Raw genomic sequence first — 17630 nt, forward strand, 5'->3', positions numbered from 1 at the left:
TGTTTTTCTAAAACTAATCTTACGCATTCTAATTTAAATGCATAATCGTACTTGACTTTTCTTTCCATAAAAATACCCCCAAATAGTGTCTAACTTTTTGGGGGCAGTGCAATAAAGCGCTTTTTTATTAATTTCGGACAAATTTTTTAATATGTTCTTCATTGTTGACTATGATTTTCATGAAGTAAATACCATTATTTAGTTTTGAAATATCAATCGTTTGATTCAATGAATTTTCTTTGGATGCTAATTGGAATTGCAATACCTGTTTTCCTGAAATATCCAATATGCTAACCCAAACGTCTTTTTCGTTTATCTGATTTACTTCTAGCGTTATAGCATCACTAGCTGGATTGGGATATAGTTTAATTTCATCTTTTAGAGATAATGAATTTTCATTGTTATAAGTTATTGTTCTACTGCAACTAGTAGCTGTTACTGAACGAGTCCCATTAGAATTATTTAAAGTGCCCGAACTATTTTTAGCTTTCAGGTAGTAAGTATAGGTTGAGCCAGCATTAATGAGATAAGTATTTAAGAAAGAGGTTCCAGTAACATCGCTAGCATAAAGATTACCATTTCTATATATATCATAAGAAGTTGCCCCAGAAGAAGTTGTCCAAGTAAGGTTTATGGCACTTGAAGAACCACTACAGGTAGCCGTTGTTGTTAACGTAAATGAACCTGGAATACAAGAGGCAGTTCGAGTTAAAGTACCATTAGAATTGTTTATGGAACCAGCACTATTTTTAGCTTTTATATAATAAGTATAAATAGTTCCATTTGTTACATAAGTATTTAAAAATGAGGTTCCCGTAATATTGCTAGCATACAAAGCTCCATTTCTGTAAATATCGTATCCTGTTGCATTAGCTGAAGAGGTCCAAGTTAAATTTATGCGACTTGTGTTATTAACACATTCGGGAGTAGCATTTAGTGTAAAACTTCCAGGAGAATTGGTAATACTGCAACTGACGTTTAAATTTGATTTTAATGAATTAAAATAGGATAAAGCAAATGTATCTCGCCAAGTATTGCTATTTAATTTAGCAGCATCTGTGGAGTTATCTACAAATCCAATTTCATTCAAGCAAGCTGTTGCAGATGAATAGCGTAAAACACCTAGATGATAGGCTAAATAAGAATTATCTTCAACGCAACGTCTGTTATTAAATGAGCCATTGGCAACCATATCAGTTTGTATTTTTTTTGAAAAATTTATGTCAGGAGTAGTATTACTGTCGTCATAGGTACAATAAAAAGTTTCAGTTCCTGTTCCTTCTCCAGCATTACAGTGAACACTTACTAATCGGTCTGCATTCCAATTATTGGCCATTTGCGCCCTTTGGGTGACTGAAATCCATCCATTTATATTTGTTGTTCTTGTCATATGTACTGTTAATGCACTACAATTATTTTGGATTAAAGTTCTTGTTTTTAAGCCAACAGCTAAAGCGGTTTCAATTTCTGTTGCTGTTCTACCATCTGGGTTATTACTGGTAGTTGATCCGTAGCCATGACAAGGATCAATAACAATTATTTGTGCGTTTAAACCCAGAGTAAAAGTTACTAATAAAAGAAAAATGTATAGTTTTTTCATGGTTTTTATTTTATATTAAAAGTAAAAATGCGTCCAGTTTTATCATCTGAAAATATAATTGTGTTTTCATCAATAAAAGACGGAAACATTTCAGAAATTACTTCTGTATTTGTAATTTTTTTAGGACTGTACTCTTTTGGGTTAAACAAATAGATTTCCGAATTATCAATAGTATGTCCATCAGAACTTTGATCTAAAAAACCAATTAAATAATCGTCATTTGGAGACCAAGAAGTGGCAATACCACTACCAATTTTTACGCCTTCTTTTTGACCATCAATATCATAAATATAAATATCTGCTCCATTGTGAACAGCTACTTTTTTTCCATCGTTAGAGCGTATAGCATTATAATATTGACCATCATTTTGAGTTATTAACCATTTTTCTTGAGTATGTAAGTTTTTAGCAAAAATTTGTAAAGTATTTAAATTGGTATATACAACTATAGCTCTATCACCTCCTTTTTTAAAACCTTTAAAAGAAGGCAAATAATTCGCATTAATTTCAGGAAGTTCTTCAATTTTTTGATCTAAAATAGAGTAGCTATACGTTTTTGAATTATAAAAAAACTCATTTTCATTTTTTTGTTTAAAATAAAAAGTGTCACTTTTTTCATTCCATGAATAACCATAACCACTACCTTCTTTATCGGTAATACGCTGTATTTGATTATTGGAAAGATTTAATAAATATACCCCTTTAAAATGTTGGTTTGTTAGTAAAGTAAATTGTCCGTCTGGAGACACTACAGGGTTTGTAAAATATGCTTCAAGTGGAATTCTTTGTAAATTCTTTAAATTTTGAGCATAGCTAAAGTACATACTACTTGCGCATAGCAAGAAGTAAAAAAGACTTTTTTTCATATTAGTACTATTTGTTTGTTATATAAACATAAAAATAGCATTTTGTTTGTAAAAAAGTTAAAAAAATAAATAAAAAAACACGTTTTAATCAAAACGTGTTTTTTTATTTATTTTTTTAAATGTTGCTTTTACCTTCTAAACTTATTGTTGGTTATAATTGCTTTTAATTTTGCTTTAAGATCTTCACCAGTGTCGTAAATCATTTGTTCATTACTTGGGAAAGGTACTGCTCTACGATCAAAATATTGATAATAATTCTCTTCGCAAGCTCTTTTATCACCGTTGTAATTTGCATAGATATAATCGAAAACAAATTCACTAGTTACCGGAAAAGCGTCTATTAATTGGTTGCTTCTAAAATCAATGTAATCTACTTTTGCAGTTACTTGACAAGATTTAAATTGAGTGAATTCATAGATACTTACAGAAATTGTTTTAAAATTATCTACTTTAATTGGGTTTCCTAAACTATCTTTAACCACATTTCCATTGTTGTCTAAAAGCGTTTTGGTACCATCTTTTATTTGTTTTTCTTTGATGAACTGTTTTTCTTTTACCTGTTCAGGAGAGATGGCAATATTTCTAAAATTTACAATCATTCCATAATCGTAATTGATATTTTTTTGACGATTATTATGGTAAACCGTCCATTTATCATTGATTCCATAAGTGCTAAAATCTAATAAATCATCTTGTAAGCGCGCAGGAATAACTTGGTTGGTTTCATTTTTAGTATATACATGGACAAAATCGGTTCCTTTTAATTGAGCTTGATCCATTAAGGCTCTTACATCTTGATAATTTGGATTCAATTGATCTAAATAGTTTAAATCATCAAAAGCTTGACGAAAATCCATTTTGTTTTTAGAAGTCATTAATTTTTTTGCATTAGCATATAAATAACCCGATAGATTATTTTTGCTGCTAATGATTTCATCTGAATAGTCATCCATTGGAAAGATCGCATCTCTTCCTTCTTTTAATAAAGGTAAAGGAAGTAATGGTTTAATTCTTTCTTGGCGATTTCTTAATTGCGTATATAAATTATAAATTCGCTCGTAATTAGCTGGATTATTTTCTTTAATTAATAAATTCAAGTTGGATTCATCACGAGCTTTCGCTTTAGCAAACGATTCTTCGAGTAAATACACATAATCCTGTTTTCCTTTTGCAGTTTTGTTTGTTCTTAGTGAGTTGACAGCGTTTTCAATAGCACCATCATAATTTCCATTACTTAACATGGATTGGGTTTGTTTCACTCCACAACTAACAAGAACAAGTGATAAAATAATAAAAGTAATTTTTCTCATAAATAAATCATTTAGGCAAAGATAAAATTTTTTAGGAGGATTTCCTCGCGGATATCTTTTTGTTTTTTTCTCTTAAACAAAAAGGATGCCACTTCCATCAGGGCTAAAAAAAAACTCCAAAATTAAATTTTGGAGTTTTTTTAAATATTTGGTGTATAAAGTTTTAAGTAATATAAGTAATAAAAAATTCCTAAAACTATTTTATAGCAACAGCTGGAAGTAATTTACTAGCACATTCTCCAAACCCAATTCGTAATTCTTTGTTTTCACAATATCCTCTAATGATTACGGTATCATTATCGTTGATAAATTTTCTTTCGCTACCATCTTTCATTTGAATAGGATTTTTTCCACCCCAAGTTAGTTCTAACATAGAACCAAATGAATCTGGTGTAGGTCCAGAAATAGTTCCACTTCCCATCATATCTCCCGAATTAATACGACAACCATTAATGGTATGATGCGCTAACTGTTGGGCCATAGACCAATACATATATTTGAAATTGGATTTTGAAACTACAGTTTCTTCCTCATTCTCAGGTTGGATTGCCACTTCAAGGTGAATGTCAAATGCATTTTCTCCCGATTGTTGTAAATAAGGTAATGGAGTAGGTGATTGTTCAGGACCTTTTACTCTAAAAGCTTCTAATGCATCCATAGTAACAATCCATGGAGATATAGATGAAGCGAAGTTTTTGGCTAAGAACGGACCTAAAGGTACATATTCCCATTTTTGAATATCGCGTGCACTCCAATCATTAAACAAAACCATTCCAAAAATGTATTCTTCTGCTTGATCTACAGGTATAGGCTCACCCATTAAGTTGGCATCTGTGGTAATAAAGGCAGTTTCTAATTCAAAATCCACTAGTTTAGATGGTCCGAAAACGGGTTCAGTTGCACCAGCAGGAAGTGTTTGTCCATTTGGTCTTCTAACAGATACACCGCTTGGAACAATAGTAGAGCTTCTACCATGGTATCCTACTGGAATATGAAGCCAGTTTGGAAGTAAAGCATTTTCTGGATCACGAAACATTTTTCCTACATTAGTAGCGTGTTCTTTTGAACTGTAAAAATCAGTATAATCACCAATCTGTACAGGCAATAACATTTCAATATCTTTTACATCGAAAATGACAACCTCTTTGTGTTTTTCATTGTCTCTTAAAGTAGCATTTTCTGAATCAAAAATTTCAGCTAATCGGTTTCTAACCAATCGCCATGTTTTTTTTCCGTCTGAGATGAAATCGTTTAAAGTATCTTGCATGAACATATCATCTGTAAGATCAATGCCTTCAAAATATCCGAGTTGTTGTAAAGCACCCATGTCTATGGCTGAATCTCCAATTCGAGTACCTATAGTGATGACATCTTCTTTAGTAATAAAAACCCCAAAAGGAATATTTTGAATAGGGAAGTCGCTATTTTTTGGGACCTCTATCCAAGATTTTCTTGTAGGATCATTGGCTATATTTGGCATAATTATTTGTTAGTTTTTTGTTGAAAAATTATACACCAAATATAAACTTTACTGCTAATTTAACAAACCTTTTTTGTAATTTTGAATAAATTTTAACGAATTACTAAGAAATGCAACGCGACGAACAAATTTTTGATCTTATTCTAGATGAACAAGACAGACAAATTCATGGAATTGAATTAATTGCTTCAGAAAACTTTGTAAGTGATCAAGTTATGGAAGCAGCTGGATCTGTATTAACTAATAAATATGCAGAAGGTTATCCTGGGAAACGTTACTATGGAGGCTGTGAAGTAGTTGATATAGTGGAACAAATTGCCATTGATAGAGCTAAAGCTCTTTTTGGAGCTGAATATGTAAATGTGCAACCGCATTCAGGTTCACAAGCCAATACTGCAGTTTTTGCAGCTTGTTTGCAACCAGGAGATAAGATTTTAGGATTTGATTTGTCACATGGTGGTCACTTAACGCATGGTTCTCCAGTAAATTTTTCTGGAAAATTATATAATCCTGTATTTTATGGAGTAGAACAAGAAACAGGTAGATTGAATTATGATAAAATTCAAGAAATTGCTTCTGCAGAACGACCAAAAATGATTATAGCTGGAGCTTCAGCTTATTCTAGAGATATGGATTTTGAGCGTTTTAGAAAAATTGCAGATAGTGTAGGAGCGATACTTTTAGCCGATATCTCACATCCAGCAGGATTAATTGCAAAAGGATTATTAAATGATCCAATTCCGCACTGTCATATAGTAACCACAACCACTCATAAAACCTTGAGAGGACCACGTGGAGGAATGATTATGATGGGTAAAGACTTTGAAAACCCATGGGGATTAAAAACTCCAAAAGGAGAAATCAGAATGATGTCACATGTTTTAGATATGGCCGTATTTCCTGGAAATCAAGGAGGACCTTTAATGCATATCATTGCTGCTAAAGCGGTTGCTTTTGGAGAGGCTTTAACAGATGAATTTTTTAGATATACCATGCAGGTTCAAAAGAATGCTCAAGCAATGGCAGCTGCATTTGTAAAAAGAGGATATCATTTAATTTCTGGAGGAACAGACAATCATATGATGTTAATTGATTTGCGAAATAAAAACATTACAGGTAAAGAAGCTGAGAACGCATTAGTAAAAGCAGAAATTACAGTGAATAAAAATATGGTTCCTTTTGATGATAAATCTCCTTTTGTAACTTCTGGAATACGTGTTGGAACACCAGCAATTACCACAAGAGGTTTGGTAGAAGAAGATATGGAAACGATTGTTGCTTTGATTGATAAAGTGATTACTAATTTCACTGATGAAGCTGTTTTGGAACAAGTAGCAGAAGAAGTAAATGAATTTATGGGAGAAAGAGCAATGTTTGTTTTTTAATTCAAAAGAATTCTAATAGTATAAAAAAAGACTTCAAACGAAGTCTTTTTTTATACTATTATTTCAAAACTTCTTTTATAAGATTCGAAAGTTCGTATAAGTTTCTTTTTTTCTGATTGGTTAGAATAATAATGGTTAACTCATCTTGTATAAAATGTCTTCCTAAACATTCGTAATTTCCACTTGAACCATGATGTGTGTGTTCTATTAAATTACCTTTAGTATCATAGATAACATTCCCTAAAGGAGCTTGAAAATCATCTTCTGCTTTAAATTTTTTTGCTAAAACTTTATAGGATTTCTCAGAAATGATTTTGTAACGGTCTAATTTATAAAACCAATCTCCTAATGATTTGGCTTTACTTACAAAGAGCAAATTTTTAATAGATAATTTAAAACTATCAGGTACATACTCATAATTAAAAGGCATTGCCATTAAGGATGGATTCTTATATGGAAACTGATCTTTTAAAGTAATTCCATTTATGTGATTAGGTTTTAAAATGTTATCGTTTAAATATTTTTCGAATTTTTTATTCGTTATTTTTTCAACAATTTTAATAAGTAACAACGGACTGCAATTGGTGTATAAATAGTTAGTACCAGGTTGAAATTCTAAATGATCAATTTTTTGAATGTGTTCATAAACTTCTTTTTCAGTAGGATTTCCATTGTTTTGAAAGAGTTGGTTCCAATTGATTGTAGGTAATCCACTAGTATATTGTAATAGATGTTCAATAGTAATAGAATTTGCCCATTCTGGTAAGTTAGAAATATATTGAGATATGGGATTTTGTAATTGTAATAATTTTTTTTCCTCTAATTGCATGATGGCAACTGCAGGAAATTCTTTATAAATAGAACCAATGATAAATTGATATTCTTTAGTTAATTGTTTTGATTTATCTGCTGTAGCATAACCATACGACTTTTCAAAAACCGGATGATTGTTTTTTAAAACTAAAACAGTTCCATTTATTTTATCTTCTTTATAGAGGTCATTTAAAAGTGAATCTAACAAATGAAGATTGCCACTTTCAGAATAAATTGATTTTTCGCTTAACTGATAATTGTTTTTATATTGATTACAGCTTGCAATAATTAGTAGGAAAGCAAGGAATAATATGGGAGACAATTTTTTCATGTTATACTATTTGACTACTACTTAATTTTCTATAGTAGTGATATTGTACTAATTCGTGTATACACAAATATATAAAACTTTGAAAAAATGAAGAATAATATTAGGTAAGATTTGCCTTAAAAATTATTCATAACAATTTTTGTTGTGAATCTCCATCCATTTTGAAGGATCTGAAATTTCAGACCAACCAAATTTACGATATAATTCATGGGCATCACCAGTTAATAAAATCCATCTTCTTAATCCTTTGAGGTTAGGATGTGTCATAATCGTTTCCATAAGCCATTTTGAAAGTCCTTTTCCTCTATAAGCTTCAAAGATGTAAACATCACCTAAATAGGCAATCGTTGTGTAATCACTTATAATTCGCGCAAATCCAATTTGTTTTCCATTATCATACACTCCAAAGCATAACGAGTTTTGTATGGATTGTGCTACCTTTTCTTTAGGAATATTCAATGACCAATAGGCTTTAGTAGATAAAAATTGATGAATAGATGCTATATCTAATTTGGCTGTATCGGTTGAAATGGAAAAGTTATCTTTCTGTAAGGTTAGAGTAGTTGTTAGCATATTTTAGAGAATCTTTATTCTTTTATAAATCCAACGAATGTAATTAAAATAAAAAATCCTCAATATGTAATATTGAGGATTTTAATTTGTTTTTAGCTTTTTTGTTCTTTATTGAAATACACCAAATAATAATACATTTGCTTTTCTTCATCCCAACCTTTTTCTACAAACTTCTCGGCACTTTCAGGATTAATAAAATCTAATTTAATTTGAATATTAGTGTCCAATTGTATGGTATTTTTCATTTTCTTCCTAGCATCTGTTACAGCTGCATTGGCAATTGGAAAATTAGAAACGTCTTCAATACTGTATTTGGCTCCTTTGTCTACTTTATAGTTTTTAAATTCTGGAATAAATTCAGGATTTTGCATCACTTCATTTAAAAAAGCCGTTTCTTCAAACTCATCATTTTTAGCAAAGTGATTTACCGCTCTATTCATGAATAAAACTTCTTGTTGTTTATCTTCAGCGGGTAAAACAACATCTTTGGCAAAGTCTTGACAAAATTTTAAGTATTTTTTAGTAATGAAATTTTCATCCTGAAAAACATCAACAGATAAAAAATGCTCTAACCAATAACGCGCATCATATCGGTTACTGTCAACCGTTAAAATTTTATAACCTTCTTCTTTTTTATAATTAAAAATAAGGCATCCTTTGTCCAATTTGTTTAAGTTGATTCCTTGTTGTAAAATCATTTCCAAATTGTTGCCGTTTTCCTCAAATTGCAAAAAATCGGTTTGAATTTCACTTTTGAAAACACCTATTGCATCTACCGTATTATTATCGATGGAAACATTCGTAAAATAGGTAACATATACTTCACCATTTTTGATATGAGGATGATTGGATTGTTCAAAAAGATGTTGGGTTATCTTTTTAGAAACCTCATGAATTTCCGATGGATTATTAAAAACTTGAGAAGCCAATTGGAACATTTCATTGTATTCTAAATCTACTTCATGAGCAAATTGATAATAATTCTCTTCTTTTTCACGAAAAGGTTTAAAAAAATATTCCTTTAATAAAGGCATGATTTCATCATTTAATCCGTATGGGTTTTCAGATAAAAAGGTGCTTTCATTTCTGCTTTTGTTACCTACTCTGTGAACAGATAGGTTTTCAATATGTGTATTAAATAAGTTTATCATTTTTAAATGTGTCAATTATTAATTTGTCAATGTGTCATTTTATGTTTGCGAAACCCGTACCAATAGCACATTGTCACATTTACATATTGACTAATTTTTTAATTCCAATTTTCTTCAAAACCAAAATCTTCAAAACTATCATCTCCATCAAACATATCTAAATCGTCTTCATCGTAATCGTCTTCAAAATCAGAACCAAAATCATCTGCTTCAAATGCTTTATCTGGTGCATCTAATGGTAATTGTCCATGAGAATATAATAGAGCAGGATAGGTTTCTCCCTCTACTTTTTCTTCAATAGCAGCTAACTCAACAAGAAAAGTCCACATATTAAAGAAATCATATACATAAATAATTTTAGTTTGATGTTGGTCTAAATTATCTTCTAATATAAAATTATTCATGATTCGCATTTCTCCTGGAACATCACCCGTATCAAACAAAGGAATTTCATCTTCCTGATTCCAGTTTTCATCACATGTATAAAAGGAAGCCATTTCAGTACCATCAAAGCCAAAAGCATTTACTAATGCATTGTGTAAATCTTCTAACGTAGCTTCTTTTTCAATAGCAATATCTCTAAAAATATCTTCTTCTGCATCGAGTATTGCTCGGAATTTATAAATCATAATCTTGAAATTTTAGGAAACGCAAAAGTAAGGATTATTTGCCATTTTTGCTTTAGGTTTTTAGTATTGTTGATAACATTATTTCTAAAATATTGAGGCTTCGGTAATTGTTGTTAATCGTTCTAAAGTTTCTAAACCATAATAAGAATTTCCTTTTTTATTCAATTTTGGACTCCAAACCGCTACAGTATAATGATTCGGGTAAATGGCTACAACACCGCCACCAACACCACTTTTACCTGGTAATCCCACTTTAAACGTAAATTCTCCTGCTTGATCATAAAAACCGCACATTTGCATTAAGGCATTCATTCTTTTACACTGACTGGTTGTTAAAAACTTGGTTTTACTTTTGGGGATCAAACCATTATGTGAAAATAATTGAAATACTTTGGCTAAATCCTCACAGGTCATTTCAATCGAACACTGATAAAAATAGAAATCAAGTACATCTTCAGGAGCATTAGTAATATTGTGAAAAGATTTGATATAGTTTACCAATGCAGCATTGCGAAAACCATGTTCTTTCTCAGATTGAGCTACTGTTTCATTATAATCAATAGCTTCGTTTTCGGCTAATTCTCTTATGAAGTTTAAAAAATAAGCTTTAGGATTATCAAAATGAGATAACATGAGATCTGCAATAACCAGTGCACCTGCATTTATAAAGGGATTTCTAGGAATGCCATTTTCATATTCTAATTGTACTAAAGAATTAAAAGCATTCCCAGAGGGTTCAAAACCCACACGTTGCCACAAATCGTTCCCTATTTTAGAAAAAATAATAGCGGTTGTGAGTACTTTGGAAATACTTTGTATGGAAAATTTTTCTTTGGCATCGCCAATGGAATAGTTGTTTTGATGATTATCTATTAAGGCAATACCAAATTTATTAGAATTTACTTTTTCAAGTTCCGGAATATAATCTGCAACGGTTCCCTTATTTTCCAAAAGAAGCACTTCATTGTATATTGAATTGATAATTTGTTGGTATTCCATTTCTTTTTTTGGTAAATGTACTAAAATGTTTCTGCTTACAATTCGGTAACGAAAAATTACAGTTGGGTAGAATTAAATTGAAAAGCCGTTAGCAATACTTCAATTTTGCTTCATCAAATTAATTAAACAACAATTAAAAATGAAAACGGTTTTACAACTTTTAGTATGCTTCACTTCTTTATTCGGTTTTTCACAAACTCAAATTACAGGTGCTGTTCAAGATGAATTTGGTCAACCTATATATGGCGCTAATATTTTTATTAAAGGTACTTATGATGGAGGTATTTCAGATGAAAAAGGAAATTTTAAATTTGAAACAACGGCTTCAGGGGCACAAATTCTTCAAATTAGTTTTTTGTCTTATGAAACTCTAATTCTTAAAATTACGATTGAAAACTATCAGCCTAAAAAGTATATTTTGAAAGAAAATGTAAATACCCTAGATGCTGTAGTGGTTTCTGCAGGAACGTTTAAAGCGGGTGATAATAGTAAAACAACAGCCTTAAAGCCTTTAGATATTGTTACTACTGCAGGTTCTGTAGGTAATATTATTGGCGCTTTAGAAACCTTACCAGGAACACAAACGGTTGGTGAAAGTGGAAGACTCTTTGTGCGTGGTGGAGAAAGTGATGAAACCCAAACATTTGTAGATGGTATTCGTGTGGCGCAACCTTATGGCGCAACGGCAAATAATTTACCTACACGAAGTCGTTTTTCACCTTTTTTGTTTGATGGCGTTACTTTTTCAACGGGAGGTTATAGTGCTGAATATGGAAATGCTTTGTCGAGTGTTTTGTTATTAAATACAATCAATGAACCGGTACAAAGTCAGACAGATATTTCCATTATGTCTTTGGGAGTAGGTTTAGGGAATACCCAAAAATGGGAAAAGAGTTCGTTAACATTTAATACAGGTTATATCAATTTTGCTCCGTATCAAGTACTTGTTCCACAAAAAATAGATTGGAATAAACCCGTTCAAGCCTATTCTGGTGAGAGTGTGTATCGTAGAAAGTTTAAGAATGGATTATTAAAAGTGTATGGTGCTTTAGATTATACAACCTTCGATATCAATCAAAAAGATGTGAATTTTGATGCTAAAAGGAGTATTGCCATTCAAAATAAAAACTTTTACTTGAATACGAGCTATAAAGGTTATCTAAATGATAATTTGCAATTACAAACCGGTTTTGGTTTTGGTTATGGCCAAAATGAATTGAATCTTGCCAATGATTTACTTCAAAATAATGAAAGAGCGTTACATTATAAACTGAAATTTCGTCAAACGATTACCAATAGAATAAAGTTAAACTTTGGAGGGGATTTTTTCCATACAAATTTCGATGAAAATTTTACTCCAGCTGCATCGAATCGTTTTGACTATGGTTACCAAAATAATATGACTGCCTTATTTTCAGAAGCAGAAATCTTTTTCTCTAAAAAAGTAGCCATGAATGTAGGATTGCGTTCTTCTAAAAGTAATTTAATTTCAGATTACACCCTAGAACCTCGAGTTTCATTTGCTTATAAAGTAGCCGAAAATAGTCAGTTTTCTATGGCTTATGGTAATTTCAATCAAACGGCAAATCAAGACTATCTAAAGTTCAATACCCACTTAGATTATGAAAAGACCCAACATTATATATTCAATTATATGTATAACAAAGACAAAAGAATGTTGCGTGCAGAAGCGTATTATAAACGATATGCCGATTTAGTAAAATATGATGGAAACTTGGCTACTTATGACAGCAATTACAACAATAACGGTTATGGGTATGCCAAAGGGATTGATTTGTTTTGGAGAGATAATAAAACCATTAAAAATTTAGATTATTGGATTTCTTATTCTTACATAGATTCGGAAAGAGATTATAAGAATTATTCAAAAGAAGTAACACCCAGTTTTATTGCCAATCACAACTTTTCAGTAGTTACGAAATATTGGGTTGACCAATTAAAATCACAAATAAGCGCGACCTATACGTTCAATTCTGGAAGACCTTATAACAATCCGAATAGTGCTGATTTTATGAATGAAAAAACCAAATCATTCAATAACTTAAGTTTGAGTTGGGCGTATTTAGTTTCCCAACAAAAGATTTTATTCTTTTCTGTGACCAATGTCTTAAATGCTTCTAATGTTTTTGGCTACCAATATGCTAATACTCCAGACGGTAACGGACAGTTTCAAAGACAAGCTGTTACTCAACCAGCCAATCAATTCTTTTTTGTAGGTTTCTTTTGGACGATAAGCGATAATAAGAAAACGAATAATCTGAATAATTTGTAAATCAGTATTAAGTGATTAATACCTAGTACTTAGTCTTTAACCAGTTAAAATAAAGTAAACACAATAAATAAACACCATATGAAAACAACAATTGTTACAGCATGTCTATTGCTATGCGGTTATTTAAATGCACAAACGTATACTCTAGAAGTTAACATGTCCGGTTTCAAAAACAATAAAGGAAAAGTAAAAGTAGGATTGTATACTTCTGAAGCTACTTTTTTAAAAGTTACTTTTCTGAGTTTGGATGCATCCATAATTAACGAAGAAGCTAAAGTAGTGTTTGAAAATTTGGAAAAAGGGGAGTATGCTGTTTCCATTTATCACGATGAAAACAACAATAATGAGATGGATAAAAATCTTTTTGGTATTCCAAAAGAAGCGTATGCCTCTTCGAATAATGCCAAAGGGTCTTTTGGTCCACCTAAGTATAAAGATGCTAAATTTATTATAAAAGAAGATGTAGTACTACACATTACAATCGATTAGAAGGAGCAAAAAGCACTATTTTATTTACTAAAAGTTAATAATTAGTAACTAAAAGTAAATATTTTGATACTAAAAGTATATTATTTTTAACTAAAAGTAAATAAATGTTTATTAAAAGTAAATAATGTAATACTAAAAGTAAATGATGTAATGCTAAAAGGTTGTATTTAGAAGCTTAAAGCAAATCATAAGAAGCAAAAAGGCTTTCTACACGCCCTAATTCCTAATTTCCCATATCTAATTCCTAATTCCGAATCACTAATTCCTAAAAAAATACAATTCATCCTCAAAAAATAACAGTTCGGTAAGTATCAATTTTAAAATAGAAGGAACTGACCGAAATTTGTTCTATCAAAAAGCAATAACAATTAAAAAACGAACAGTTATCATTAGTAACAATTTAAAATCAAACATCATGACACGAATTATCACCATCATCACATTCTTTATTTTTTCAGTTATAACCGCTCATGCACAATATGAGAAAGGCATGCAACAAGCTTTAGAACTTTGGAAAAATGACAAACCCACAGAAGCGATTGCAGTTTTTGAAAGAATTGCTGCAGTAGACGAAACCAATTGGTTACCGAATTATTATATCGCTTTTATTAATACTGTACAGTCATTTCGTTATATGAATGACAAAGTAAAAGTAAAAGTATTGCTTGAAGAAGCTCAAAAAGCACAAGATAAAATGAATAGAGTAGCTTTAGACAATCCAGAAGTTTTAGTAATGCAAGCCATGATTCACACTGGTTGGATAGTATATGATCCTATGGTTAACGGACAAAAATTATCAGGAGACGTCATGTATATTTACAATAAAGCGTATCAGATTGCTCCAGAAAATCCGAGAGTAGTTTTTCAAAAAGCCTCTTTTGAGATTGGTATGGCAAGTTATTTTGGTCAAGATACAAAACCAATGTGTGCGCAGTTAGAGAAATCATTAGAACTTTTTGCTAACTTTAAACCGGAAACACCATTTCATCCAACTTGGGGATTGGATAGAGCACAAGAAGAATTAGCGAAATGTAAGTAATAAACAACCAATGAATTATCTAAAAGAAATAAAAAAAGCATTTGTAATAGGTATCGTAATTTTTTTAGGATTACAAATTATAAACTTTGTTGTCAATCAAAAATTACCTGGATTAGAAGACTTGAAGTGGAATTTTATATTTACAATGCTTTATACAGTAGCTTTATATGGAGCCAATTCCATTGTATTTATTCAATTAGATAAACATTTTGAAAAAAACAGATTTCATTTAAAAAGATTGGTAGTTGGTTTCTTAGCTTCTTTTGCAATCTCTGGGTTCATTATCTTCTTACTTCGAATGTTAGAAGATGTAGGATTTGAAAATAAAACTATCGATGAGTTTTTTAGAACCGAAAAACCTTCCAATTATTTGGTAGCAATGATTATCACTGTGTTTGTAACCTTAATTGTGCACTTGGTCTATTTTTATAAGGCATATCAAGAAAACAAACTAAAAGAACAAAAAATTATTGCGGGTACCGCTTCAGCAAAATTTGAAAGTTTAAAAAACCAGTTGGATCCTCATTTCTTATTTAATAGTTTGAATGTTTTAAGTTCGTTAATTGAAGAAAACCCAGATAATGCACAACGATTTACCACTTCGTTATCTAAAATTTACAGATATGTATTAGAACAAAGAGATAAAGAATTAGTTTCTGTAGATGAGGAATTGCAGTTTGCAAAAACCTATATGAATCTGTTAAAAATGCGATTTGAAAATAGTATTACGTATGAACTACCTGATCAATTGAATAATGAAGATGCTAAAGTAGTACCATTATCGCTTCAGTTACTATTAGAAAATTGTATCAAACACAATGTGGTTAGTGAGTCAAAACCATTGCATATTACCATTGCGATAGAAGACAATCAATTAACTATTAGCAATAACCTTCAAAAGAAAGAAGTATTGCAAGACAGAAAAGGAGTTGGATTACAAAACATTGTGAACCGATATGCTATTTTAACCAAAAGAAATGTATTAGTGGAAGAAAATAACATTCATTTTAAAGTTTTCTTACCTATTTTAACCAAACAAGTTACCATTATGGAATCAAAAAATATATATTCAGAAAAAATGGCCTATGCCAGAGCAAAAGAGCGCGTTGAAAAGTTAAAAGGATTTTATGGCAATTTAATTTCGTATTGCTGTGTTATTCCAGTTTTAATCTTTATAAATTATAAAACCAGTGGGTTTCAATGGTTTTGGTTCCCAATGTTAGGTTGGGGATTAGGAGTCACTTTTCACGCATTGGAAACTTTTGGATATGGCAAATCTTGGGAAGAGAAAAAAATTCGTGAGATTTTAGAAAAGGATGATAACGAACAAGCAAAATGGAGATAATCATGGAAAGAGAAAAAGACGCAAAAGAAATTCTAGAAACGATAGCTAGAGAAAAAGTTCAAAAAATTAAAAACTTTTATATTCATTTATTTATCTATTGTATTGGAGTAATCCTTTATGTATTGAAAACGTATTGTAACGTACCCATAAATTTTTTTCCAATCCGTTTCATTAATGCATTTTTTATGTGGTGTTGGACATTTGTTATTGCAGTACAAGGCATTCGTTTATTTTTAGGAGAACGCTTTTTAGGAACCCAATGGGAAGAGGAAAAGGTAAAACAAATTATGGAAGAAGAAAGAATAAAAAAACAAAATTGGAAGTAATTATGCAACAGAATAATGAATTTGAGCGCTATCAAAAAGCACAGAAGAAAGTCAAAGAAATGAAAGGTTTTTATGGAAATTTAATCAGTTACATATTCGTTATTTCTGTACTAGCTTTTATTAATTTAAAGTACTCTCCACAGCACTTATGGTTTTTATATCCAATGCTAGGTTGGGGATTGGGAGTTTTCTTTCAAGCCATGAAAGTATTTGATTTTTTCCCATTTTTTAATAAATCTTGGGAAGAAAAAAAGATCAAACAATTTATGGAAGAAGAAAAAAATGAAAATACAAAATATCAATAAAAAAGAAATGAGAGAAGACATACAGTATTATAAAGCCAAAAAGAGAGTAGAACATATAAAAAAATTTTTTGGTCATTTGACTTCATTTGTAGTCATCAATTTAGCCTTATATGTCATCAATATTATAACGTATCCCAATGATTTTTGGTTTGATTATTGGTTTTACTGGCAGCTTTTAATTTGGGGTGTTGGTTTAGCGATTCATGGAATCGTTGTTTTCTATTCGTTTCCAGTTTTTGGTAGAGCATGGGAAGAGAGAAAAATTCAGCAGTTTATGCAAGAAGAGGAACAACAAAATAATAAATTTGAATAAAATGAGCTTACAAGATAGAATACAAAGAAGAATGGAAAGGAGTGGAGAAATCGATTTTTATCCAACGTCTCCTGAGGAAATAAAATACCAAGAAGCCTTACGACGTGTTAAAAGAATTAAAGGATTTTACACACATGCTTTAGTATATGTTGTGATTAATATTATGATTGTGATAGTAAACATTCAAAACTTAAAAGAAGGAGAAAGTTATTTTCAATGGCATAACTTTTTTACAGCAATGTTCTGGGGAATTGGTTTAGTAGCACATGGTTTATCTGTGTTTTTACCCAATTTTATCCTAGGGAATGATTGGGAATCTAAAAAAATAAAAGAGCTAATGGACAAAGAGAAAGACGAGAGATGGGAATAATCAAACTGTTACA

General features: G+C 30.8%; 18 protein-coding genes. 9 read left to right on the plus strand and 9 right to left on the minus strand.

The genetic code is table 11. The annotated features are described in order from the left end of the window. Window positions 1-127 precede the first annotated feature (127 nt). The 4 genes from FHG05_RS17250 to fahA form a co-directional block, all read right to left on the minus strand. Entirely contained in the window at window positions 128-1600 is a 1473-nt protein-coding gene (locus FHG05_RS17250; protein WP_140999357.1) for an N-acetylmuramoyl-L-alanine amidase, read from the minus strand. 5 nt (window positions 1601-1605) lie between these two features. Continuing rightward, on the minus strand, window positions 1606-2466 hold the full coding sequence (locus FHG05_RS17255) for a TolB-like translocation protein (RefSeq protein WP_140999358.1): 861 nt from the start codon (window positions 2464-2466) through the stop codon (window positions 1606-1608). A gap of 128 nt (window positions 2467-2594) precedes the next feature. Beyond that, on the minus strand, window positions 2595-3776 hold the full coding sequence (locus tag FHG05_RS17260) for a hypothetical protein (RefSeq protein WP_140999359.1): 1182 nt from the start codon (window positions 3774-3776) through the stop codon (window positions 2595-2597). A gap of 196 nt (window positions 3777-3972) precedes the next feature. Then, window positions 3973-5256 carry a fumarylacetoacetase gene (fahA, locus tag FHG05_RS17265; RefSeq protein ID WP_140999360.1) on the minus strand — a complete coding sequence of 428 codons (1284 nt, stop codon included), beginning with the start codon at window positions 5254-5256 and terminating at the stop codon, window positions 3973-3975. A gap of 110 nt (window positions 5257-5366) precedes the next feature. Here fahA and glyA point away from each other — a divergent pair, with 110 nt between their 5' ends. After that, window positions 5367-6641, plus strand: a complete 1275-nt coding sequence (gene glyA / locus FHG05_RS17270) for a serine hydroxymethyltransferase (RefSeq protein ID WP_140999361.1) — start codon at window positions 5367-5369, stop codon at window positions 6639-6641. 58 nt (window positions 6642-6699) lie between these two features. On the opposite strand, the gene FHG05_RS17275 is transcribed toward glyA, so the two are convergent. The 5 genes from FHG05_RS17275 to FHG05_RS17295 form a co-directional block, all read right to left on the minus strand. Continuing rightward, window positions 6700-7785, minus strand: a complete 1086-nt coding sequence (locus FHG05_RS17275) for a serine hydrolase domain-containing protein (RefSeq protein ID WP_140999362.1) — start codon at window positions 7783-7785, stop codon at window positions 6700-6702. A gap of 123 nt (window positions 7786-7908) precedes the next feature. Beyond that, a complete protein-coding gene (locus tag FHG05_RS17280; protein WP_140999363.1) occupies window positions 7909-8358 on the minus strand; it encodes a GNAT family N-acetyltransferase in 450 nt (149 codons plus the stop codon). Between the two features lie 92 nt (window positions 8359-8450). Beyond that, complete coding sequence (locus tag FHG05_RS17285) at window positions 8451-9509, minus strand: nucleoid-associated protein (RefSeq protein ID WP_140999364.1); 1059 nt, start codon at window positions 9507-9509, stop codon at window positions 8451-8453. A 98-nt stretch (window positions 9510-9607) separates the two neighbouring features. After that, the gene (locus FHG05_RS17290) at window positions 9608-10138 is read right to left on the minus strand and encodes an IS1096 element passenger TnpR family protein (RefSeq protein ID WP_140999365.1); all 531 of its coding nucleotides are present in this window, start codon (window positions 10136-10138) and stop codon (window positions 9608-9610) included. An 84-nt stretch (window positions 10139-10222) separates the two neighbouring features. Next, window positions 10223-11137, minus strand: coding sequence for a glutaminase (locus FHG05_RS17295; protein WP_140999366.1), 915 nt, complete (start codon window positions 11135-11137; stop codon window positions 10223-10225). 139 nt (window positions 11138-11276) lie between these two features. Between FHG05_RS17295 and FHG05_RS17300 the strand changes: the two genes are divergently transcribed. The 8 genes from FHG05_RS17300 to FHG05_RS17335 all read left to right on the plus strand — a co-directional run bounded on the left by FHG05_RS17300 (window position 11277) and on the right by FHG05_RS17335 (window position 17617). After that, window positions 11277-13430, plus strand: a complete 2154-nt coding sequence (locus FHG05_RS17300; RefSeq protein WP_140999367.1) for a TonB-dependent receptor — start codon at window positions 11277-11279, stop codon at window positions 13428-13430. A gap of 78 nt (window positions 13431-13508) precedes the next feature. Then, entirely contained in the window at window positions 13509-13919 is a 411-nt protein-coding gene (locus tag FHG05_RS17305) for a DUF2141 domain-containing protein (protein WP_140999368.1), read from the plus strand. Between the two features lie 415 nt (window positions 13920-14334). Beyond that, on the plus strand, window positions 14335-14958 hold the full coding sequence (locus FHG05_RS17310; RefSeq protein WP_140999369.1) for a hypothetical protein: 624 nt from the start codon (window positions 14335-14337) through the stop codon (window positions 14956-14958). A gap of 10 nt (window positions 14959-14968) precedes the next feature. After that, complete coding sequence (locus FHG05_RS17315; protein WP_140999370.1) at window positions 14969-16303, plus strand: 2TM domain-containing protein; 1335 nt, start codon at window positions 14969-14971, stop codon at window positions 16301-16303. Between the two features lie 2 nt (window positions 16304-16305). Beyond that, the gene (locus FHG05_RS17320) at window positions 16306-16629 is read left to right on the plus strand and encodes a 2TM domain-containing protein (RefSeq protein ID WP_181369191.1); all 324 of its coding nucleotides are present in this window, start codon (window positions 16306-16308) and stop codon (window positions 16627-16629) included. Window positions 16630-16631: 2 nt separating this feature from the next. After that, complete coding sequence (locus FHG05_RS17325; RefSeq protein ID WP_232338112.1) at window positions 16632-16934, plus strand: 2TM domain-containing protein; 303 nt, start codon at window positions 16632-16634, stop codon at window positions 16932-16934. Beyond that, window positions 16912-17247, plus strand: a complete 336-nt coding sequence (locus tag FHG05_RS17330; RefSeq protein WP_232338113.1) for a 2TM domain-containing protein — start codon at window positions 16912-16914, stop codon at window positions 17245-17247. Before FHG05_RS17325 ends, FHG05_RS17330 begins: the two co-directional genes overlap by 23 nt. Before the next feature lies 1 nt (window position 17248). Next, window positions 17249-17617 (plus strand): 2TM domain-containing protein, encoded by a 369-nt coding sequence (locus tag FHG05_RS17335; RefSeq protein WP_140999373.1) that lies wholly within the window; start codon window positions 17249-17251, stop codon window positions 17615-17617. Window positions 17618-17630 lie beyond the last annotated feature (13 nt).

The sequence above is a fragment of the Flavobacterium profundi genome (genome assembly GCF_006491645.1).
In the GTDB taxonomy this organism is placed as follows: domain Bacteria; phylum Bacteroidota; class Bacteroidia; order Flavobacteriales; family Flavobacteriaceae; genus Flavobacterium; species Flavobacterium profundi.

Bases quoted from the DNA above. Each gene is read 5' to 3' on its own strand.
- FHG05_RS17320 (WP_181369191.1), top strand. From the start codon at position 16,306: ATGGAAAGAGAAAAAGACGCAAAAGAAATTCTAGAAACGATAGCTAGA.
- FHG05_RS17310 (WP_140999369.1), top strand. From the start codon at position 14,335: ATGACACGAATTATCACCATCATCACATTCTTTATTTTTTCAGTTATA.
- FHG05_RS17285 (WP_140999364.1), bottom strand. From the start codon at position 9,509: ATGATAAACTTATTTAATACACATATTGAAAACCTATCTGTTCACAGA.
- fahA (WP_140999360.1), bottom strand. From the start codon at position 5,256: ATGCCAAATATAGCCAATGATCCTACAAGAAAATCTTGGATAGAGGTC.
- FHG05_RS17300 (WP_140999367.1), top strand. From the start codon at position 11,277: ATGAAAACGGTTTTACAACTTTTAGTATGCTTCACTTCTTTATTCGGT.
- FHG05_RS17330 (WP_232338113.1), top strand. From the start codon at position 16,912: ATGAAAATACAAAATATCAATAAAAAAGAAATGAGAGAAGACATACAG.
- FHG05_RS17260 (WP_140999359.1), bottom strand. From the start codon at position 3,776: ATGAGAAAAATTACTTTTATTATTTTATCACTTGTTCTTGTTAGTTGT.
- FHG05_RS17325 (WP_232338112.1), top strand. From the start codon at position 16,632: ATGCAACAGAATAATGAATTTGAGCGCTATCAAAAAGCACAGAAGAAA.
- FHG05_RS17335 (WP_140999373.1), top strand. From the start codon at position 17,249: ATGAGCTTACAAGATAGAATACAAAGAAGAATGGAAAGGAGTGGAGAA.
- glyA (WP_140999361.1), top strand. From the start codon at position 5,367: ATGCAACGCGACGAACAAATTTTTGATCTTATTCTAGATGAACAAGAC.
- FHG05_RS17275 (WP_140999362.1), bottom strand. From the start codon at position 7,785: ATGAAAAAATTGTCTCCCATATTATTCCTTGCTTTCCTACTAATTATT.
- FHG05_RS17280 (WP_140999363.1), bottom strand. From the start codon at position 8,358: ATGCTAACAACTACTCTAACCTTACAGAAAGATAACTTTTCCATTTCA.
- FHG05_RS17250 (WP_140999357.1), bottom strand. From the start codon at position 1,600: ATGAAAAAACTATACATTTTTCTTTTATTAGTAACTTTTACTCTGGGT.
- FHG05_RS17315 (WP_140999370.1), top strand. From the start codon at position 14,969: ATGAATTATCTAAAAGAAATAAAAAAAGCATTTGTAATAGGTATCGTA.
- FHG05_RS17290 (WP_140999365.1), bottom strand. From the start codon at position 10,138: ATGATTTATAAATTCCGAGCAATACTCGATGCAGAAGAAGATATTTTT.
- FHG05_RS17255 (WP_140999358.1), bottom strand. From the start codon at position 2,466: ATGAAAAAAAGTCTTTTTTACTTCTTGCTATGCGCAAGTAGTATGTAC.
- FHG05_RS17295 (WP_140999366.1), bottom strand. From the start codon at position 11,137: ATGGAATACCAACAAATTATCAATTCAATATACAATGAAGTGCTTCTT.
- FHG05_RS17305 (WP_140999368.1), top strand. From the start codon at position 13,509: ATGAAAACAACAATTGTTACAGCATGTCTATTGCTATGCGGTTATTTA.